Origin of the sequence: Stenotrophomonas sp. GbtcB23, assembly GCF_019091045.1 — a bacterium.
Taxonomy (GTDB): domain Bacteria; phylum Pseudomonadota; class Gammaproteobacteria; order Xanthomonadales; family Xanthomonadaceae; genus Stenotrophomonas; species Stenotrophomonas rhizophila_A.
Genome location: NZ_JAGXKC010000034.1, coordinates 1 through 20,514, shown reverse-complemented (window position 1 = coordinate 20,514; position 20,514 = coordinate 1). Strand labels below are relative to the sequence as shown.

The window sequence follows — 20,514 nt, the reverse complement described above, 5'->3', positions numbered from 1 at the left end:
GAAACTGGTCGCCGGGACCCCCAATTTGTCTTCCTGCGGTGTGCTCCCCATGTCCGATAACGCTTCTGAAACCGAATCCACCCGTCAGGCCGTCGTGCCCGATACCGCCGCCGGGCGGCGCTTTGACGCCGTGCTGGCCGACCTGTTCCCCGAATTCTCCCGCTCCAAGCTGAGCGAGTGGATCAAGTCCGGGGACGTGCTGCTGGACGGCGAACCCGTGCGCGGGCGCGACCCGGTCCGCGGCGGCGAGGTGGCCAGCCTGCATGTCGTGCTCGACACCCAGACCCACGCCGAGCCCGAGGACATCCCGCTGGACATCCTGTACGAGGATGAACACGTTTATGTGATCAACAAGCCGGTCGGCCTGGTGGTCCACCCCGGTGCGGGCAACCCCACCGGCACCTTGGTCAACGCGCTGCTGTTCCGCGACCCGGGCCTGTCGGTGCTGCCGCGCGCGGGCATCGTGCACCGCCTGGACAAGGACACCAGCGGGGTGATGGTGGTGGCCCGCACGATCCAGGCGCAGACCGCGCTGGTGGAGCAGCTGGCCGCGCGCAACGTGCACCGCCAGTACCTGGCGGTGGTGGTGGGCGCGCTGGTCTCCGGCGGTACCGCCGATGCGCCGATCGACCGCCACCCGCGCGACCGCATCCGCATGGCGGTGCGCGAGGACGGCAAGGACGCGGTGACCCATTACCGCCTGCGTGAGCGCTTCCGCGCCCACACCGCGCTGGAGTGCCGCCTGGAAACCGGGCGTACCCACCAGATCCGCGTGCACATGGCGCACCTCAAGCACGCCATCGTGGGCGATTCGCTGTACGGCGGGGCGCTGAAGCTGCCCAAGGGCGCCACCGACGAGCTGGTCGCGCAGCTTCGCGGCTTCAAGCGCCAGGCGCTGCATGCTGAAACGCTGGAGTTCGCCCACCCGATCACCGGTGAGCCGATCCGCAACAGCGCGCCGCTGCCGGCCGACATGGTGGCGCTGCTGGACGCGCTGCGTGAAGACACCAAGCGGTTCACCGAGCTGGAACGCGGTCGCCGCTGATGGCTGCGCCCGTGGCCTCTGATTCGCCGCACGCCGCGCTGCTGCCGGTGCTGGCCGCCGACTGGGCGGCCGCGCCCGGGGTGCATGCGCTGACCACCCTGCGCCACGGCGCAGGCGGCTCGAAGGCGCCATTCGACCAGTTCAACATGGGCAACCGCACCGCCGCCGACGGCGACGACCCGGACCAGGTGGCGCGCAACCGCGCGCTGCTGCAGGCCGGGCTGGGCCTGCCCTCGGGACCCCACTGGCTGCGCCAGGTGCATGGCACGGGGGTGCTGCGGTTTGATGCGCCACCCGTGGAGGGCGGCATTGACGCCGAACCCACCGCCGATGCGGCGGTGACCTCGGTGCCCGGGGTGGTGCTGGCGATCCTGACCGCCGACTGCCTGCCGGTCGTACTGGCCGCGCGCGATGGCCGCGAGATCGCGGCCGCCCATGCCGGTTGGCGTGGCTTGGCCGACGGCATGCTGGAAGCCACGGTGGCGGCGATGCGTACACCGCCGGGCGGGTTGCAGGCGTGGCTGGGGCCGGCCGCCGGGCCGGCCGAGTACGAGATTGGTGCGGACGTGTTCGCGGCGTTCGTGGATCTGGATGCGGGGGCGGCGGAAGCCTTCGTGGCCACCCGCCCGGGGCATTGGAAGGTGGATCTGTACGCGCTGGCGCGGCGGCGGCTGGTGGCGGCCGGGGTGGACCCGGGCGGGATCAGTGGTGGGCAGCTGAGCACGATTGCCGAGCCGGAGCGGTTCTATTCGCATCGGAGGGATCGACGGACCGGGCGGATGGCGACGTTGGCGTGGATGGCGCCGTGAGCCCCGATGCCGGTGCGGTGATCGTGTTTGATGGCGTTTGCGCGCTTTGCAGCCGCTGGGTGCGGTTCCTGCTGCGGTTTGATCAGCGGGGGCGCTACCGGTTCGCGGCGATGCAGGGGGCGCATGGGCGCGCGTTGCTGCAGCAGCACGGGCTGGATCCGGATGACCCGTTGTCGTTCCTGCTGGTGAAACAGGGTCGCGCATGGAGCGATACCGATGCCATCGTGCGGGTGCTCGCCGGGTTGGGTGGGGCGTGGAAGGCCGCGCACGTGCTGCGGGTGGTGCCGCGTGGGTGGCGCGATCGTGCGTATCGCGCGCTGGCGCGTAACCGGTACCGGTGGTTTGGCCGGCATGAGCAGTGTTTCCTGCCCACACCGGCGCAGGCGGCGCGCTTTCTCGATTGAAGGCGCGCGGACGCGCGTGTCACTGAAGAACGCTGTATTCAATCCGCCGATTACGGTCCCGCCCACTTTCCAACCGGTTGTCGGCCACCGGATGTTCTTCGCCATACCCGCGCGGCTCCAGCGCACTGGCCGGCACCCCCAACGCCTGCAGTTCTGCCACCACCACATCCGCGCGCTGCTGGCTCAGCTGCAGGTTGGTTTCGGCAGCCCCCAGGCTGTCGGTATGCCCGCCCACTTCGAGGCGCACACCGGGCCCGGCGGCCAGGATCGCCTGCGCACTGGCCCGCAGCATGTCGCGCCCATCGGCCCGCAGCACCGGCGACTTGTGCTCGAACCCGACCTTGCCCTGGTTCAACGCCGCCACCAGTTCGTGCGGTTCGGGCTGGGCCGGCAGCTGCGCCAGCGCGATCCGGCCCGCGTCCCACAGCCCGCTCACCTGCAGGTGGCCAAACGCGCGGCGCAGGGTATTGGACACCGCGATCCGGTCCCCTTCCGGCAGCCGGGTCATGTCCACGTGCAGCGCGTCGCCGGTAAATGACAGCGAAAGCCCGGGATGGCGCAGCACCGGGGCCAATGTCACCAGCCGGTCCAGCCAGCGCGGGGCCTGTGCCTGTGGGTCACGCAGGATGTCACCGGTGACCCCGCCCTGGCCGTACTGGGCCACCAGCGCGCTCCATACGCGGCGGCGGTCGGCCTCGCCTGGCAGGCGGCCGCGTACGTCGATCACGCCGCCGCTGTTCACCAGCGACAGCCGGGGCGGGTGCTGCTGGTCGGCATAGGTCGGCGCGGCACCGGTACTCAGCCGGGTCTTCTGGTGGATCCAGCCGGTCAGGCACAGCAGCACGCCGGCTACCATCACCCACAGCAGCCCGCGCGCGGCGGTGCCCCGTACCAGGCGCAGGGTAGGGCTTCGCGGCGCCGCCTGCTTCACGGGATGGGGCGCCTGCGCGCTGCGGGCTTCCTGCTCCAGGACATCCAGCAGACCCGGCAGCAGGTCGGAAGCCACCACCGCGAACATGCCGGTAGGGAAGGCGGCCCGCCGCGCCAGCACGGCCAGCTCTTCGCGGCCGATCACGCATTCCAGCTGGCTGGCCAGCAGCCGCGAGGGCCGTTCATCACCGGGAAAACGGCTGCCCAGGCCCACGGCATCGAAACGACGGCGCAGGCCATGGATGCCGCCCGGCAGGCCGCGGATGTAATCGACCAGCACGTCCACCAGGTTGCGCGCGCGGTGGCCAAGGCCCATGTGCAGGGCGGTGTCTTCGATGAAGCGATCCAGCAGTGACATCAATCCGATTCCCGGTTCCAGCCCCTGCGGCATGCACGGGCGTTGCGGGAGTCAATGTCGGACCGGCCTGTCAACGAAAAATGAAAGTTGCGCGCGCCGCAGGTTGCGAATCGGTCGTAGTTTCCGACGATTTAGGAGGCCTATCGAAATGGCACGCTTCGCTTATCGGGATTTCCACCGCGGGAAGTGCAGAAAACGACACACTCCTAAAACGAGCGCATCACAGCGGATGATGCGCATGGCGGGTGCGAGTTCAGGCCAGAAGCGACACATTTCTGGCCCGACAACATGTCGTAATCAGCCGTTTTCCAGTGCCTCCAGATAGCTCTGGCGCCAGTGGTTGATGTCATGGGTGCGCAGGTGATCCATCATCGCCTGCCAACGCTCCACGCGTTTGCGCAGCGGCATGGTGGCGGCGGTGGCGATGGCATCGGCCACGCCATCCAGGTCGTGCGGATTCACCAGCAACGCCTGCTTCATTTCGTCGGCCGCGCCGGCCAGCAGCGACAGCACCAGCACACCGGGGTTTTCCGGGTCCTGCGAGGCCACGTACTCCTTGGCCACCAGGTTCATGCCATCGCGCAGCGGAGTGACCAGGCCGACGGCGGCGGCGCGATAGAAGCCGGTGAGGGTGGCATGCGCGAAGTTCTGGTTCACGTAGCGCAGCGGGGTCCAGTCCGGTTCGGCAAAGCCGCCGTTGATGTGGCCGGCGATCTGTTCCAGCTGGCTGCGCAGCTGCCGGTACTCGGTGACATCGCCGCGCGATACCGGGGCGATCTGCAGGTAGGTGAGGCTGCCACGCTGGTCGGGGTGGCGCTGCAGGTAGCGCTCGAAACCCTGGAAGCGTTCGGGCAGGCCCTTGGAGTAGTCCAGCCGGTCCACGCCGATCGCCAGCTGGCGGTCGCGCAGGCTGTTGCGCAGGTCGCGCACGGCCGGCTTGTTGGCGCCGGCCTTGGCCTGGCGTTCGATGTGCGCGGTATCGATGCCGATCGGGAACGCGGCGGCGCGGAAACGGCGACCGCCGGGGGCTTCCAGCATGCCATCGGGCAGCACCTTGCCGCCGGCGAACAGGCGCACGTAGGACTGGAAGCGATCGGCGTCGCGCTGGGTCTGGAAGCCGACCAGGTCGTAGGCGTACAGGCTGGAGAACAGCCGCAGGTGGTCGGGCATGGCCTGCAGCAGGTCGGCCGAGGGCATCGGCACGTGCAGGAAGAAGCCGATGCGGCAGCCGATGCCACGTTCGCGCAGCAGCGAGGCCAGCGGGATCAGGTGGTAATCGTGGATCCACACGATGTCGTCTTCGCGCAGCAGCGGCGCCAGCTTTTCGGCGAACAGCGCGTTGACCCGGCGGTAGGTTTCGCGGGTGGCGCGGTCATAGTCCACCAGATCCAGCCGGAAGTGCAGCAGCGGCCACAGGGTGCGGTTGGCGAAGCCGTTGTAGTAGCCGTCGACGTCGCGCTTGTTCAGGTCCATGGTGACGTAGCGGATGTCACCCTCGGTCTGCTCGTGCAGCTCGCCGCTGTCATCGCGTACGGATTTGCCGCTCCAGCCGAACCACAGCCCACCGCGTTCCTTCAGTGCGGCCAACAGTCCCACCGCCAGCCCACCCGGGGCGGCCACGCCGGGCGCGGCCACGCGGTTGGACACCACGACAAGGCGGCTCATGAGGCCTCCTGCCAGCTGCGCGAGAGCCGCATGGCGGCGGTGACCAGGCCCACGTGCGAATAGGTCTGCGGGAAGTTGCCCCAGGCCTCGCCATTGTCGAAGGCCAGGTCTTCGGAGAGCAGACCCAGGTGGTTGCGGCGCTCGAGCAGCATTTCGAACATCTCGCGCGCTTCGTCCAGGCGGCCGATGGCAGCCAATGCGTCGATGTACCAGAACGTGCAGATGGTGAAGCTGGTTTCCGGCTCGCCGAAATCATCCGGCGCCACGTAGCGGTACAGCGCGTTGCCGTGCTTGAGGTCACGGCCGATGGCCTCGACGGTGGCGACGAAACGCGCATCATCGGCGGCAATGAAGCCGATGTCGGCCAGCAGCAGCAGCGAGGCATCCAGGCGGTGGCCGCCGTAGGTGTCGGTGAAGTGGCCCAGCTCGTCACTCCAGGACTCGCGCAGGATGCGCGCGTGGATGGTGTTGGCGCGGTCGCGCCAGTACTCGGCGCGGTGGTCCAGCTTCAGGCGCACGGCGATCTTGCACAGCCTGTCGCAGGCGGCCCAGCACATCGCGCTGGTGTAGGTATGTACTTCGGTGCGGCCGCGGAATTCCCACAGGCCTGCGTCGGGCACGTCGTGCAGGGCGAAGGCCTGTTCGCCCAGCGGTTCCAGCCGCGCGAAGGTGTGGGCGTCGCCGGGATCCTGCAGGCGGCGGTCGAAGAAGAGCTGGGTGGACGCCAGCACCACGCTGCCGTACACATCGTGCTGGCGCTGCACCCAGGCCAGGTTGCCGCGCCGTACCGGGCCCATGCCACGGTAGCCATCGAGGGAGGCTACTTCGCTTTCTTCCAGCTTGGCCTCGAAGCCGATGCCGTACAGCGGCTGCAGGCTGCCATCGCCGGTGGCGAGATTGAAGATGTAGCCCAGGAACTGTTCCATGGTGCGGGTGGCGCCGAGGCGATTCAGCGCGCGCACCACGAAGGCGGCATCGCGCAGCCAGCAGTAGCGGTAATCCCAGTTGCGGATACTGCCGGGCGCCTCGGGAATGGAGGTGGTCATGGCGGCGATGATGGCGCCACTGTCTTCGTACTGGCACAGCTTCAGGGTGATCGCACTGCGGATCACCGCGTCCTGCCATTCCAGCGGAATGGACAGATAGCGCACCCATTCGCGCCAGTAATCGCGCGTGCGCTGGAAGGATTCCTGCACATAGCCGCTGAGCGAGCGGTTCAGCGATTCGTCCACGCCCAGCACCAGGTGCACCGGGTGGCTGAGCACGAACGGCAGCTCATCGCGCACGAAGCGCAGCGGCACGTCGGTGGTCAGGCGCAGCACGTGGTCGGGCAGCACCCAGCGGATGTGGTTGCTGCCCCAGGTGGCCTCGGGCACGCGCGCGCCCCAGTCCGCCAGCGGGCGGGCGCGCACGATGATGCGCGGGTTGCCGCCCAGCGGGCGCACCTGGCGGATCAGGCTTACCGGCCGGTAGAAACGATCGTTCTGGCGCCAGCGTGGGGCGAAGTCGATGATTTCCAGCGAGCCGCCGTGCTTGTCGTGCAGTACGGTGCGCAGGATGGCGGTGTTGGTCAGGTAGCTCTGTTCGCTGCTGACCATGTCTTCCAGTTCAATGGCGAAATCGCCACCGACCTGCTGGTTGGGCTGCAGCAGTGCGCAGAAGGTGGGGTCGCCGTCGAAGGTGGGCAGGCAGCTCCACACGACGCGGGCGTGCCGGTCGATCAACGCGCCGAAGCTGCCGTTGCCGACCACGCCAAGGTCCAGGTTGGAATCAGTCATGGGTGGGGGTCTCTGGGTACATCAGTCAGCATTTTCCTGCAGCCAGCGGTGTACGTCGCGCACACGCGGCAGGGCGAAGACTGCGGCACTGGGCTCGCGTTCGCCCACCAGCACGCTCCAGCCATGCAGGGTGTTGGCGGCATCGAAGCCGTACTCGTCGGTCAGGTCGTCGCCCAGGAACACGGGAATGCGGCCGCGGAAGGGCTGCTGCTGCATGAGCTGGCGGATCGCGCGGCCCTTGTCGCTGCCTTCGGGAATGAATTCCACCACGTGGTCGCCGGGCTGCAGCCGGTACCCGGTGTTGCCGCCGATGTGGCGTTCGGCGAACGCACGCACTTCGTTGGCGGCATGCGGCGCGCCACGCCAATGCAGGGCCAGGCTGCGGCCCTTGTCTTCGACCAGCACGCCGGGATGGCCATGCGCGAACCGCATGGCCTGCTGGTGCACGGCGTGCAGCCATTCGCTGGTGTCGCTGTCAGTGGCGGTGCGGCCGTCAACGGCGTGGGTGTCACCGCCCATGCCACGCACCTGGTGGCCGTGCAGGCCAGCGGCGGGCAGGTGCAGTGGCGCGAACAGGCGGTCCAGCTGGGCCAGCGGTCGCCCGCTGATCAGGGCAACCGCACCGTCGAGCCGGTCGCTGATGCGGCCGATGGCCTCGCGCACCTCGGGCAGCAGGGTAACGGCCTCGGGGTCGTCGGCAAATTCAATGAGGGTGCCATCCACGTCCAGGAACAGCGCGCACGCATTGTCCAGCAGTGGTGGCGGCGGACGGAGGGGGTAGTCGTTGGCCATGCTGCCAACATGCCACCGGAAGCGTGATCGTCCAGTAGACGATCACGCTTCCATTCAAACGCGCCCGGTAGCGCCAGGCCCTGCCTGGCGCTGCCAATGATCAGAACGTGTAACGAACGCGCCCGTAATAATAGGCACCATTGCTGCCAATCGGCGACAGCACGTCATACGGCAGGTTGCCGAAGTAATAGATGTCCTCGTTGGACAGATCCGAATAATTGTCGGTCAGGTTCTGCCCACCCAGCGCCACGCTCCACTGCGGCGTGATCCGGTACTCCACCTCGGCATCCAGCTGCCACTCGGCCCCATACGTCTGCCGCGGCACATACCCATCGCCGAAGTTGAACACCCGGGTCACGCTGCCGTAACGACTCAGGCAGCTGCTCAGCGTCCAGCGATCATTGGCCCAGGTCGCCGCCAGCTGCGCCCGCGTGCGCGGCGTGGCATCGGTCAGGGTGTTGGTCTCTTCCAGGCCGAACAGCACGTAGTCCGGATCCAGCGCCAACAGGCTCGCCGGCGTGGCCAGCACGTTCTTCAACGTGGTCTTGTTGTAGGCGTAGGTGCCGGTCAGCACCAGTTCCCCATCGCCCAGCCCTTGCCGCCAGTTGGTCACCAGCTCGGCGCCGCGCGTGCGGGTATCGGCGGCGTTGACGAAGAAATTGGCGCTCTGCAGCCCGGCCAGGCCGAACTGCTGCTGCACGTAATCGGTGAGCGCATCGCCGGTGATGCTCTCCGACAGCGCGATGCGGTCATCGATATCGATCTGGTAGAAGTCCAGCGACAGGTCGAAGTGGTCGCCGATGCGGCTGGTGAAGCCCAGGCTGGTGTTGACCGACTTTTCCGGCTTCAGGTCGGTAGCGCCCAGACCGCGCGCGATCGGGTTGTTCACCGACAGCGTGCGGCCCTGCACGAGCTGGCCGGCGGCGTTGTAACCGGTGGAGGTGGATTCATAACCGATCTGCGCCAGCGACGGCGCGCGGAAGTTGTTGGAGATCGCGCCACGCAGTGCGAACGCCGGGGTGAACTCATAGCGCAGGCCCAGCTTGCCGGTGAGCTCGCCGCCGTAATCGTCGCTGTGCTCGTAGCGTGCGGCCAGGTCGCTGGAGAAGTGTTCGCCGAATTGGCTGGACAGGCTGGCATACGCACTGGTCACGTCGCGGCGGAGCGAGGTGGCGTCCTGCGGGGTCAGCCCACCACCGGCCTGCGAGCCGGTCGGGCGGTCGGTGTAGGGGCCGGCGGCGTAGCTGGCGGGGTCACCGGGGCGGGTCTGGAAGTGGTCGCGGCGCGCTTCCAGTCCCAGGCCGAGGCTGTGGGTGTTGTCGCCCTGGGTGAACACACGGCCGAGGTCGAAGTTGCCCACGGTCAGTTCATTGCGGTAATCGCCGGTCTTGAAACGGGTCGGGCTGCCCGGGCCCAGCGAGGCGTTGAGCGAGTTGCGCAGGCGGTAAGTGAAGTCATTGAAGCCGTAATCCAGGCTGGCGTCGTAGTTCCACTCGCCCCACTGGCCCTTGGCACCGGCCACGGCCTGCACGTCGCGGTTCTCGCCTTCGGAAACCGGGCGGTAGCCGTTGGGGTACAGCTCGGTCCAGTTGGCGTCGCTGTCGGGGTAACGGAAATAGTTGGCGCCTTCGCTGTCGCGCTGGTTGAAGGTGCTGAAGAAGTAAAACTTCGAGGTTTCACCGAATGGCAGCTCGGTGTTGATCCAGGCGTTGAGGTCCTTGGTCTTGCCATCCCCGAGCACGTAGTTGCGCTGGCCCTGCAGGGCCAGGTTCGTATCGGTCTGGTCCCACGGCGGAATCTGGTCGAAGCCGGCGCGGTTGGTGCCTTCGCGGTTCTTCAGCTCCAGGCCCACGCGCAGGAAGCCGCCGTCTTCGCCCAGCGCGGTGCCGACCTTGGCGCTGGCGAAGCTGGTCTGGCCATCGGTGAGCGTGCGGTCGATCGGCTTGAGGTCGGTGTGGTTGGCACCGAAGCTGGCTTCGATGGCGCCGCCTTCCGGGGCGTCGTCCAGGATCACGTTGATCACACCGGCCACCGCATCCGAGCCGTAGAGCGCGCCGGCGCCGTCGCGCAGCACTTCGATGCGCTTGATGGCGCTGACCGGGATGGAGTTGAAGTCCACCGGGGTGGTGCCCTTGCCGATCTTGCTGTCGGTGTTCACCAGCGCGCTGGTGTGGCGGCGCTTGCCGTTCACCAGCACCAGCACCTGGTCGGGCGACAGCCCGCGCAGCTGGGCGGCGCGCACGTGGTCGGCACCGCCGGAGTTGGACTGGCGCGGGAAGTTGAACGAAGGCAGCAGCGCCTGCAGCGCGCTGCCCAGTTCGCCATTGACCACGCCGGCGCGGCGGATGTCCTCGGCGGTGAGCACATCCACCGGCGAGGTCGATTCGAGCACGGTGCGGTCGATGGCGCGGGTGCCGGTGACGATCACCGTGTCCAGCGTGGTGGCGGAGGCGGGCGCGTCCTGCGCATGGAGGTCCTGGGCCAGCAGGGGAGAGGACAGGACCAGGGCAATGGCAAGGCCAAGGCGCGACGCGGACGGACGGGACATGCAGGCTCCAGCAGCAAAACGGGGGGAGGGTGGTGCCGGGCGCTGCCCGGCTGGTCCCAGATGAAACTATTGTTCCATCCGGATGAAGCGATATATTATCTTGGCGTGAACCCCACCTGTGATGCAAGTCCCAATACAGACGGCTATCAGCAGATAACCGGAGGTGATCAGCATCGATCCCGGACTCTGTCCATCACGTAGCGACACGCCATGCGTGTCCCACGGAACCCTCGCAACACCCGGAGCCCCCGCACCATGAAGCTTTCCCCCCTCCTGCTGGCCGCCTTCCTCGCCCTCGGCGGCTGCGCCACCACGACCAGCCCGACCCCGCGCGCCCCCGAATCGGCCACCGCCACCCTCCAGGGCGACGCCGCCCGCCCGGATGCGGCGACCAACTGGGTGCGCAGCGAGCTGTACTTCGGCGTAGGCGAGGAGAGCGGTGCCTCCGACCGCAAGCAGACCGATGCAATCAGCGAGGCGCAGTGGCGCGACTTCCTGGACAAGCAGGTCACCCCGCGCTTCCCGGATGGCCTGACCGTGTTCGATGCCTACGGCCAGTGGCTGTTCCGCGGCGCCAAGGAGCCCAACCGCCTGCGTACCAAGGTGCTGGTGGTGCTGCACGAAAATACCCCGCAGCGCCGCGCGGACATCGAGGCGATCCGCCTGGCATGGAAGCGGGCGACGAAGCACCAGTCGGTGCTGTGGTCGCAGCAGGCGGTGGACGTGTCGTTCTGACAGCGTACCGACCAACGGTCGGTACCTACCTTGAACCGACCAACGGTCGGTACCTACCTTGGTATGAATCGGCGTGCATTCGCACACCGATGTCACCTGCGCGGGTCTAGGCTGGCACTTCCCCCAGAGCGTGGAAGTGCCGCCATGAGCAAGCGCGTTGCCGAAATCGTCGTCGATACCCTGCAGGCCGCCGGTGTGCGGCACTGTTACGGCATCGTCGGCGACACCCTCAACCATGTCACCGATGCGATCCATCGCAGTGATATCGACTGGGTGCACGTGCGCCATGAAGAGGCTGCCGCGTTCGCGGCCGGTGCGGATTCGCTGATCAGTGGCCAGCTCACTGCGTGCGCGGGCTCCTGCGGCCCGGGTGGGCTGCATTTCATCAACGGCATCTTCGAGGCCAACCGCAACCGCACGCCGCTGGTGCTGATCGCCAGCCAGGTGATCACCACCGAGCTGGGCATGGAGTTCCCGCAGGAAGTCGACTTCAAGGCGGTGTACGCCAGCTGCAGCGTGTTCTGCGAGCAGGTGTACACCCCGGCGCAGGCGCGGCGGATGGCGACCCTGGCCTGCCAGGCGGCGATCAGCCGGCGCGGCGTGGCGGTGCTGATCCTGCCTGCCGACATTGCTGAAGCCGAGGTCAAGGACGATCAGCCGTTTTCCGTGCACTACACCCAGCCAGTGCTGCGCCCCAACGACGACGAACTGCAGCGCATCGCGGCGCTGATCGGCGCGGGCAAGCGCATCGGCATTTATGCCGGTGCCGGCTGCGAGCACGCGCACGATCAACTTGTCGCGCTGGCCGCGCACCTCAAGGCGCCGATCGCGCACACCTCGCGGGCCAAGGATTTCGTGGAGCATGACAACCCGTACAACATGGGCATGACCGGCATTTTCGGCATTGAATCGGGCTACCACACGCTGATGGCGTGCGACACGCTGCTGCTGCTCGGCGCCGATTTCGCCTGGGGCCAGTACTATCCGGACAAGGCGACGTTGATCCAGGTCGACCGCGATGGCAGCCACCTGGGCCGGCGCCACCCGGTGCATCTGGGCGTGGTGGGCGACATCGGCCCGACCCTGGAGGCGCTGCTGCCGCTGCTGCCGGAGCGCGAGGACCGCAGCTTCCTGGACGAGTGCATCGGCCACCGCGAGAAGGCACTGGAGACCCGCGATAAGGAGGAGCACCCGGGTGAGGGCGAGCTGATCCATCCGCAGCATCTCACCGCGCTGCTCGACCGGCATGGCGATGACGATGCGCTGTTTACCGCCGACTGCGGTTCGCCGATGGTGTGGATCCTGCGCCATATCCGCGCCAACGGCCGCCGCCGTACGCTGACCAGCCTGCTGCACGGCACGATGGCCAATGCCCTGCCGCAGGCGCTGGGCCTGCAGAAGGCGTTCCCGGGCCGGCAGGTGATCGCGATGTGCGGCGATGGCGGCATCGCGATGCTGCTCGGCGAGCTGCTCACCGCCGTGCAGGAGAACCTGCCGATCAAGGTGGTGGTCTACAACAACAGCTCGTTGAACTTCGTTGAGCTTGAGCAGAAGGTGCAGGGCCTGCTGGATAACTACACCGACCTGAAGAACCCCGATTTCGGCCGCCTGGCCGAGGTGATCGGCTTCTACGGTCGCACCGTGACCCGCAGCGAAGACCTGGAGCAGGCGGTGCAGGACCTGTTGGCCCACCCCGGCCCGGCGCTGCTGGACGTGCACACCAGCCCGACCGAGCTGGTGATGCCGCCGCAGGTGGAGGCCAAGCAGGTGGCCGGTACCGCCTTGTATGCGGCCAAGGCGCTGCTGCACGGGCGGGTAGGGGACGTGCGGGACCTGTTGGCGAACAATTTCCTCAACAAGCCGTAAGGGTGTCTGACGAACGTCACGACCAACGGTCGTGACCTACCGGCCAACGGCGGTCGCCCGCCGGTAGGTACCGACCGTTGGTCGGTACGGGCACATGGCGGTCGCCCGGCCGGTAGGTACCGACCGTTGGTCGGTACGGGGCGCGCCCCGGTGTTCCACGCATGCGTCTGTCGCCGGGCGCAATGAACGCCTACCATCGGGTACCCCCCACCCCGTGCCCCCTCGCATGTCTGCATCCGCTCCTGTCTCCGGACGCCCCCGCTGGTTCGTCGCCGGCGATCTCAATGGCTTCTTCGGCCTGGTGGTCGACAACCTGTCGATCCTCGGCTTCATCGCGATGGCGCTGGTCGGCATCTTCCAGTTCCCCGCCGACGTGGTGTTCGGGCGCATGTTCCCCGGCACCGCCTTCGGCGTGCTGGTCGGCAACGTGCTCTACACCTGGATGGCGCGGCGGCTGGCCGCGCGCACCGGCCGCGATGACGTCACCGCGATGCCGCTCGGCCTGGATGCGCCGACCAGCATCGGCATGGCGCTGCTGGTGCTGGGCCCGGCGTTCCTGGCCTTCAAGGCGCAGGGGCTGGCTCCGCACGATGCGGCCATTGCCACCTGGCAGCTGGGCATGGCCTCACTGGTGATCATGGGCGTGCTCAAGACCGTGCTGTCCTTCTTCGGCGAGGCGGTAACCCGCGCGCTGCCACGCGCTTCGCTGCTGGGCTCCATCGCCGGCATCGCGATCGTGCTGATGGGCTTCCTGCCGCTGCTGGAAACGCTGCGCTCTCCGGTGGTCGGCTTCGTCACGCTGGGCCTGCTGCTGTACGTGCTGGTGGCCAAGCGCAAGCTGCCGATCCGCGCGCCGGGCGTGCTGGTGGCGTTCGTGTTCGGCACGGTGCTGTATTACGGGCTCGGCCTGGCCGGGCTGGGTGCACCGGGCTTCAAGGTGCCCGAGTGGACCCCGCTGCAGATGGTGCTGCCGTGGCCGACGCTGGGCTTCATCGATGGCCTGCCCACGGCGATCACCTACCTGCCGCTGCTGCTGCCGTTCGGCCTGCTGATGGTGGTGGGCGGCATCAACGTCTCCGAAAGCGCACGTGCGGCCGGCGATGACTACCGCACCCGCGACATCCTTCTGGTGGAGGCGGTGGCCACGCTGGTGGCCGGCCTGTGCGGTGGCGTGGCGCAGACCACGCCGTACATCGGCCAGCCGGCGTACAAGCACATGGGCGCGCGCAGCGGCTACACGCTGCTGACCGGCCTGTTCGTGGGCATCGGCGGCATGCTGGGGGTGATTTCCGGGTTGGTGCAGTGGCTGCCGCTGGCGGTGCTGGCGCCGATCATCGTGTACGTGGCCATCGACATCACCACCCAGGCGTTCCAGGCCACCCCGCGCGAGCATGCCGGTGCGATGGTGCTGGGGTTCCTGCCGTCGGTGGCCTACCTGCTGGCGATCAAGGCGCCGGGCTGGATCCCGCCCGAGCAGCTGGTGGCGATGACGACCACGCTCGATGGGCACGGGCTGCCGGAGCTGGCGGTGATCTTCACTCTGGGCAATGGCTTCATCATCACCTCGATGCTGTGGATTGCCGCGGTGGTGGCGATGATCGACGGCAGGCTGCTGCGCTCTTCCGGGATCCTGCTGGTGGCCGCGGCGCTGACCCTGTTCGGGCTGATCCACTCGGTCGATCCGCGCGGTGGGATCTACCTGCCGTGGACGCTGGAAGGCTTGCCGGAGCAGATCATGTGGCAGTTCGCGGGCGCGTATGTTGCGCTGGCGGCGCTGCTGGGCCTGTTGTCCGTTATTCCGGTGCCCGCACGGGAAAAGGACGCGGCGTAGACCGCCTGGGCCGACCAACGGTCGGCGCTACCGGGACAAGCCTCCGTCCGAGGCGCTCCGTAGCGCCGACCGTTGGTCGGCCCAAGGAATGTGTCACGCGTCCGCGTCCAATTCCGGGTAGTGGCGAAAGATCCCGTTGGTGTTGAACGCCAAGCGGCGTTCCGAGGCCAGGTATGCGGCGATGTTCGGTCGCCGCTCCACCCGGTCCTTCAGTGCATGCAGCAGCGGCAGCGACGGCCGCAGTGCCTGCATGCGGCGCGGGAACATGTAATCCAGCCCGCTCAGCAGCTGGAACAGCGACAGGTCCACGTACGAGTGCTCGCGCAGCGGGTGCAGGCCGCCATTGGCCTCCAGCACGCTTTCAAACCAGCCCAGGAACTTCGGCAACCGCTCGTCCCGCATCGACGCGGCGCGCGCCTTGGCTTCCTTCTTCTGGTCTTCGTAGTACTTCGAGGCCACAATGGGATGGTGGGTGTCGTGGATCTCCGCGACCAGGTCGGCGATGGTCAGCTGCAGCTGCAATGCCTGCACCCGGCGTGAGGCGGCTTCGGGTACCAGCCCCAGCTCCGGCCCCAGATGATCGAGGATCGTGCCCACCTGCGCGATCACCTGCCGCCCACTGACCAGGAACGGCGGCGCGAACGGGCGCAACCCCTCGGCCTTGCCGGCCAGGAACGGCTGCATCACCTCGTCGCCGTGCACCCGCGCCATGTCCGTATAGGAGGCGCCAGCGTCTTCCAGCGCAAGACGGATGAACTCGCCCCGGCCCTGGATGCCGGTCCAGTAGTACAGCTCGTAATGCATGCGCACGCTCCGCGACAGGAGCGCCCAGCCTCCGGCCTGCGCTGCCAAGCAGGCGTGATGGGGATGTCGCCGCCACGTCGTCCGGGGCCTGAATGCGTTCTCATCCCCCCTTGAAACACGCCTGCATAACCGCATCTGTCAGATAGTGCTGGCTCGGCCAGCGGCAACATATCGAGGATTCCCCCATGCGGATGGACAAACTCACCTCGCGTTTCCAGCAGGCGCTGGCGGACGCACAGTCGCTGGCCGTGGGCCGCGACCACAACATCATCGAACCGGTGCACGTGCTCACTGCGCTGCTCGACCAGCAGGGCGGCAGCACGCGCCCGCTGCTGGCCCAGGCGGGGGTCAACGTGCCGGTGCTGCGCGAGCGCCTGAGCGAGGCGCTGGACGCCCTGCCGAAGGTATCCGGGCAGGAAGGCAACCTGTCGATCGGCAATGACCTGAACCGGCTGCTCAACAAGACCGACAAACTGGCCCAGGAGCATGGCGATGCGTTCATCGCCAGCGAGTGGTTCGTGCTGGCCGCGCTCGACGATGGCGGCACGCTGGGCATGGCGCTGCGCGCTGCCGGTGCCGACAAAAACAAGATCGACGCGGCCATCGACAAGATTCGTGGCGGCGAAAGCGTGCAGTCGGAAAATGCCGAAGAACAGCGCCAGGCGCTGGAGAAGTACACCATCGACCTGACCGCGCGTGCCGAGAGCGGCAAGCTGGATCCGGTGATCGGGCGCGACGAGGAAATCCGCCGCACCATCCAGGTCCTGCAGCGCCGCACCAAGAACAACCCGGTGCTGATCGGCGAACCGGGCGTGGGCAAGACCGCCATCGTGGAAGGGCTGGCCCAGCGCATCATCAACGACGAAGTGCCCGAGGGCCTGCGCGGCAAGCGCGTGCTGTCGCTGGACATGGGCGCGCTGATCGCCGGTGCCAAGTTCCGCGGTGAGTTCGAAGAGCGCCTGAAGGGCGTGCTGAATGACCTGGCCAAGAGCGAAGGCCAGATCATCCTGTTCATCGACGAACTGCACACCATGGTCGGCGCGGGCAAGGCCGATGGCGCGATGGACGCGGGCAACATGCTCAAGCCGGCGCTGGCGCGTGGCGAGCTGCACTGCGTGGGTGCCACCACCCTGGACGAGTACCGCAAGTACATCGAGAAGGATGCCGCACTGGAGCGCCGCTTCCAGAAGGTGTTCGTGGGCGAGCCGAGCGTGGAAGACACCATCGCGATCCTGCGTGGCTTGAAGGAAAAGTACGCGGTGCACCACGGGGTGGAGATCACCGACCCGGCGATCGTGGCCGCGGCAACGCTGTCGCACCGCTACATCGCCGACCGCCAGCTGCCGGATAAGGCCATCGACCTGATGGACGAGGCGGCGTCGCGCATCCGCATGGAGATCGACTCCAAGCCGGAAGAACTGGATCGCCTGGAACGGCGCCTGATCCAGCTGAAAATCCAGCGCGAGATGCTGAAGAAGGAAAAGGACGACGCCTCGCGCCAGCGCCTGGCCGACCTGGAAACCGAGATCGATGCGCTGGAGCGCGAGTTCTCCGACCTGGACGAGATCTGGAAGTCGGAGAAGGCCGCGCTGCAGGGCACCACCAAGATCAAGGAGCAGATCGAACAGGTGAAGCTGGAACTGGAAGCGGCGCAGCGGCGCCAGGACTTCGGCCGCATGAGCGAACTGCAGTACGGCCAGCTGCCGCAGCTGGAAAAGCAGTTGCACGCGGCGCAGGAAGCGGAAAACACCGAGTTCAAGCTGGTCCAGGACCGGGTCACCGCCGAGGAGATCGCCGAGGTGGTCTCGCGCTGGACCGGCATTCCGGTCAACCGCATGCTGGAAGGCGAGCGCGACAAGCTGCTGCGCATGGAGGACGTGCTGCATGAGCGGGTGGTGGGCCAGGAAGAGGCGATCAAGGTCGTCTCCGACGCGGTGCGCCGTTCGCGTGCCGGCCTGTCCGACCCGAACCGGCCGAGCGGCTCGTTCCTGTTCCTGGGCCCGACCGGCGTGGGCAAGACCGAGCTGTGCAAGTCGCTGGCCGAGTTCCTGTTCGACAGCAGCGACGCCATGATCCGCATCGATATGAGCGAGTTCATGGAAAAGCACAGCGTGGCGCGCCTGATCGGTGCACCCCCGGGTTACGTGGGCTACGAAGAGGGCGGTTACCTCACCGAGGCCGTGCGTCGCCGCCCGTACTCGCTGATCCTGCTCGACGAAGTGGAAAAGGCGCACACCGATGTGTTCAACATCCTGCTGCAGGTGCTGGACGATGGCCGCCTCACCGATGGCCAGGGCCGCACCGTGGACTTCCGCAACACCGTCATCGTGATGACCTCCAACCTGGGCTCGCACCAGATCCAGGACATGTCCAGCGATGACAGCCCGGAGGCCTACACGCAGATGAAGGCGGCGGTGATGGGGGTGGTGCAGGCGCACTTCCGCCCGGAGTTCATCAACCGGCTGGACGACATCGTGGTGTTCCACCCGCTGGACAAGGTGCAGATCAAGCAGATCGCCCGCATCCAGATGCAGGGCCTGGAAAAGCGGCTGGCCGAACGTGGCCTGCGCATCGAGGTCAGCGATGCGGCGTTCGAGCTGCTGGGCAACGTGGGCTTCGATCCGATCTACGGTGCCCGCCCGCTCAAGCGCGCGATCCAGGCGCAGCTGGAGAACCCCTTGGCACAGAAGATCCTGTCCGGCGACTTCGTCGGCGGCGATGTGATCCAGGTGGATGCGGCCGAAGGCCGGCTGGCATTCGCCAAGGGTTGAGTGGCGATGTGATCCAAACAGAAGGCCCCGGTTTCCCGGGGCCTTTTTTTGTTGTTACTTGGCGACGAACTTCAGCGGCCCCTTGTAATCGGGCCACGAGATGGAGCGCTCGTCGCGCACGTTGAGCGCCACCGGCTCGGCGGGTGCTGCCGTGGTGTCGGCGCTGCCTTCCACCGCCACGGTGGTGAACAGCGTAGGAGTGAAGAAGGTGGCGAACAGCGTGCGCTCTTCGTCGACGATCAGCGGCTCCATGGTCATCGTGGTGGTCTTGCCGGCCTCCACCGTGAATGACAGGACGTCCGGGTTCACGTAGGCACCCTTGGCCAGCACTTTCTCCACGCTGAAACCGGTGTGCGGTTCGAACCCGACCGTGGTCAGGCGGTAGGTGCCGGCGGGCAGCTGCAGCGTCTGGGTGCTGCCGTAACGGGTCATGTAGTTCACATCGAAATCGACGAAGCGCTTGTTGAGCAGGGTGACCACCATCTGCCCATCACGCAGCCCCCACTCGATGCCGCCGGTCTTGAGCTGCGATTCGATCTTGGGCTTGAGCGCCACTTCGGAACGGAACGGCTTGAGATCCAGTACCAGCGTACCGGTACCGGTTTCGGATTCGGCCGAGCTGGTGAAGCTGCCCAGCAGCAGCACCGAAGCCAATGCAAAACGGATGGCAAAACGCATATGTCGTCCTTGGTCAGCGTGGAATGAACTTGATGGGGCCGCGGTAATCCGGCCAGGCGGTGGAACTGTTGTCGCGCAGGGTGACTGCTTTACGCCGGGGCGCTGCGCCGCCCGGTGCGCCGCCGTCCGCGCTGGACACGCTGGCGAACAGGGTGGGGATGAATACCGCCGGGTTGAGGGCGTCCTCATCCATGATCACGGGCCCCACCCGCACGGTGACGGTCTTGCCGGCTTCGATCGTGAAAGACGCCACGTTGCGGTTCACGAAGGTCGCCCGGTCCAGCAGCCGCTGTTCGCTGTAGCTGCGGCGGGGTTCCCGGCTCACGGCGGTGATCCGGTAGGTACCCACCGGCAGCTGCAACGCGTGCCGGTACCCATAGCGGGTGGTGAAGCCGTAGTCGAAGTCGAGGTACCGGGTATCGACGACGGTGAGCACCAGTTCGTTGCCCTTGATGCCCCAGTCCACGCCGCCGGTGCGGATCAGTTCCTGCAGTTCCTTGCTGAGCGGTACTTCCGATTGCAGCTTGTCCACTTCCATGACCAGCGTGCCGGTGGCCGCCTGGGCCAGGCAGGCGAAGCTGCCCGACAGCAGCGCAGCCGCCAGCAGTGTGCGTAAGGCAAAGCGCATGTTCCGTCCCTTGGTGACAATCGCAGGGACCCCGCCCCTGCTGCGACGTCGCCGGAAGCTTCCCGGGCGACCGTCGCGGAGTATGCACGTTCAGCTGGCAGTTTGAAATGTGAGTAGGCGTTAGAGGTAAACGACCCGCTCCGAGGCGTTGCGGGTCATGGGGGCTCCGGGCGGGCACTGGAACGCGTGTGCGTAGGCGGGCATGTTGGCCGGGCCGACGTCCGCGCGTGGGGGGCCGAAGGCGTGCACGTCCGTTTCCACGTCCCTCTGCAGGCGTTCGCGGGTCCGCATCTCCCGGTACAGCATGCCCCAGCTGAGGAAGAAGCGCTGTTCGCGGCTGAGCCCGTCGATCATGGGATCTGTCTCGTTGCGGTGGGCGAATTCCAGTGCGTCCAAGGCGATCGCCAGGCCGCTCAGGTCGGCCAGGTTCTCATTGGCGGTCAGCCGCCCATTGAGCGGCAGCCCGTCCACCTGCTGCTGGTCGGACTGCGCAGCAAGCCGCGCGGAGATCGCGGCAGCGCGCTGCCGGTCGGCATCGCTCCACCAGCCCTGCAGGCTGCCATCGAGCCCGAACTGGCTGGATTCGGCCGAGAACGCATGCGAAATCTCATGTCCAATGACGGCACCGATTGCGCCGTAGTTGAGCGCGTCGTCAGCCTCCACGTCGAAATAGGGCGGTTGCAGCAGCGCCGCCGAGAAGGCGATGTCGTTGTTCATCACGTCGTGGTACGCGTCCACGGTCTGCGCGGTCATCCGCCAGCGCGCGCTGTCCACCGGCGCGCCCAGGCGGGCCAGTTCGTTGCGCTGGGCGAACGCGGTGGCCGCGCGCAGGTTGCGCAGGTAGCCGCAGGATTCGGTGTGCAGCCCGGACC

The 20,514-nt window shown here is 67.2% G+C and carries 16 protein-coding genes; 7 read left to right on the top strand and 9 right to left on the bottom strand.

Going from position 1 to position 20,514, the window contains the following annotated elements; translation table 11 throughout:
* The first annotated feature begins 49 nt into the window (after window positions 1-49).
* From rluD to KVS69_RS13945, 3 genes are read left to right on the top strand one after another with little or no spacing between them, the layout of a single operon-like run.
* On the top strand, window positions 50-1,045 hold the full coding sequence (rluD, locus tag KVS69_RS13955) for a 23S rRNA pseudouridine(1911/1915/1917) synthase RluD (protein ID WP_068853790.1): 996 nt from the start codon (window positions 50-52) through the stop codon (window positions 1,043-1,045).
* A gap of 11 nt (window positions 1,046-1,056) precedes the next feature.
* On the top strand, window positions 1,057-1,854 hold the full coding sequence (gene pgeF / locus KVS69_RS13950; protein WP_345776811.1) for a peptidoglycan editing factor PgeF: 798 nt from the start codon (window positions 1,057-1,059) through the stop codon (window positions 1,852-1,854).
* Window positions 1,851-2,258, top strand: a complete 408-nt coding sequence (locus KVS69_RS13945; protein ID WP_345776810.1) for a thiol-disulfide oxidoreductase DCC family protein — start codon at window positions 1,851-1,853, stop codon at window positions 2,256-2,258. Before pgeF ends, KVS69_RS13945 begins: the two co-directional genes overlap by 4 nt.
* Window positions 2,259-2,277: 19 nt before the next feature.
* Here the strand turns inward: KVS69_RS13945 and KVS69_RS13940 are convergent, their stop codons facing one another.
* The 5 genes from KVS69_RS13940 to KVS69_RS13920 all read right to left on the bottom strand — a co-directional run bounded on the left by KVS69_RS13940 (window position 2,278) and on the right by KVS69_RS13920 (window position 10,329).
* Window positions 2,278-3,546, bottom strand: a complete 1,269-nt coding sequence (locus KVS69_RS13940) for an OmpA family protein (protein ID WP_210130918.1) — start codon at window positions 3,544-3,546, stop codon at window positions 2,278-2,280.
* A gap of 297 nt (window positions 3,547-3,843) precedes the next feature.
* Window positions 3,844-5,211 carry an alpha,alpha-trehalose-phosphate synthase (UDP-forming) gene (otsA, locus tag KVS69_RS13935; RefSeq protein ID WP_093533725.1) on the bottom strand — a complete coding sequence of 456 codons (1,368 nt, stop codon included), beginning with the start codon at window positions 5,209-5,211 and terminating at the stop codon, window positions 3,844-3,846.
* Window positions 5,208-6,989 (bottom strand): glycoside hydrolase family 15 protein, encoded by a 1,782-nt coding sequence (locus KVS69_RS13930; protein WP_068853786.1) that lies wholly within the window; start codon window positions 6,987-6,989, stop codon window positions 5,208-5,210. Before KVS69_RS13930 ends, otsA begins: the two co-directional genes overlap by 4 nt.
* A 21-nt stretch (window positions 6,990-7,010) precedes the next feature.
* Window positions 7,011-7,781, bottom strand: a complete 771-nt coding sequence (gene otsB, locus KVS69_RS13925) for a trehalose-phosphatase (protein WP_217538590.1) — start codon at window positions 7,779-7,781, stop codon at window positions 7,011-7,013.
* Window positions 7,782-7,881: 100 nt separating this feature from the next.
* Window positions 7,882-10,329: a TonB-dependent receptor gene (locus KVS69_RS13920; protein WP_217538588.1), complete on the bottom strand. Its 2,448-nt coding sequence runs from the start codon at window positions 10,327-10,329 to the stop codon at window positions 7,882-7,884.
* Between the two features lie 255 nt (window positions 10,330-10,584).
* On the opposite strand from KVS69_RS13920, the gene KVS69_RS13915 reads away from it, so the two are divergent.
* The 3 genes from KVS69_RS13915 to KVS69_RS13905 all read left to right on the top strand — a co-directional run bounded on the left by KVS69_RS13915 (window position 10,585) and on the right by KVS69_RS13905 (window position 14,761).
* Complete coding sequence (locus tag KVS69_RS13915; RefSeq protein ID WP_217538586.1) at window positions 10,585-11,064, top strand: DUF3574 domain-containing protein; 480 nt, start codon at window positions 10,585-10,587, stop codon at window positions 11,062-11,064.
* A gap of 144 nt (window positions 11,065-11,208) precedes the next feature.
* Entirely contained in the window at window positions 11,209-12,930 is a 1,722-nt protein-coding gene (locus KVS69_RS13910; protein WP_217538584.1) for a thiamine pyrophosphate-dependent enzyme, read from the top strand.
* Window positions 12,931-13,156: 226 nt separating this feature from the next.
* Entirely contained in the window at window positions 13,157-14,761 is a 1,605-nt protein-coding gene (locus tag KVS69_RS13905; RefSeq protein ID WP_217538583.1) for a hypothetical protein, read from the top strand.
* Window positions 14,762-14,854: 93 nt separating this feature from the next.
* Here KVS69_RS13905 and KVS69_RS13900 read toward each other — a convergent pair whose 3' ends face one another.
* Window positions 14,855-15,565, bottom strand: coding sequence for a glutathione S-transferase (locus tag KVS69_RS13900; protein ID WP_217538582.1), 711 nt, complete (start codon window positions 15,563-15,565; stop codon window positions 14,855-14,857).
* Between the two features lie 185 nt (window positions 15,566-15,750).
* Between KVS69_RS13900 and clpB the strand changes: the two genes are divergently transcribed.
* Window positions 15,751-18,336 (top strand): ATP-dependent chaperone ClpB, encoded by a 2,586-nt coding sequence (clpB, locus tag KVS69_RS13895; protein ID WP_217538581.1) that lies wholly within the window; start codon window positions 15,751-15,753, stop codon window positions 18,334-18,336.
* 54 nt (window positions 18,337-18,390) lie between these two features.
* On the opposite strand, the gene KVS69_RS13890 is transcribed toward clpB, so the two are convergent.
* The 3 genes from KVS69_RS13890 to KVS69_RS13880 form a co-directional block, all read right to left on the bottom strand.
* Window positions 18,391-19,014 (bottom strand): hypothetical protein, encoded by a 624-nt coding sequence (locus tag KVS69_RS13890; protein ID WP_068853777.1) that lies wholly within the window; start codon window positions 19,012-19,014, stop codon window positions 18,391-18,393.
* A 13-nt stretch (window positions 19,015-19,027) separates the two neighbouring features.
* Window positions 19,028-19,642, bottom strand: a complete 615-nt coding sequence (locus tag KVS69_RS13885) for a hypothetical protein (protein ID WP_217538580.1) — start codon at window positions 19,640-19,642, stop codon at window positions 19,028-19,030.
* 120 nt (window positions 19,643-19,762) lie between these two features.
* Window positions 19,763-20,514, bottom strand: a 752-nt coding sequence (locus KVS69_RS13880) for a M13 family metallopeptidase (RefSeq protein WP_217538579.1), incomplete at its 5' end; no start/stop codon positions are given.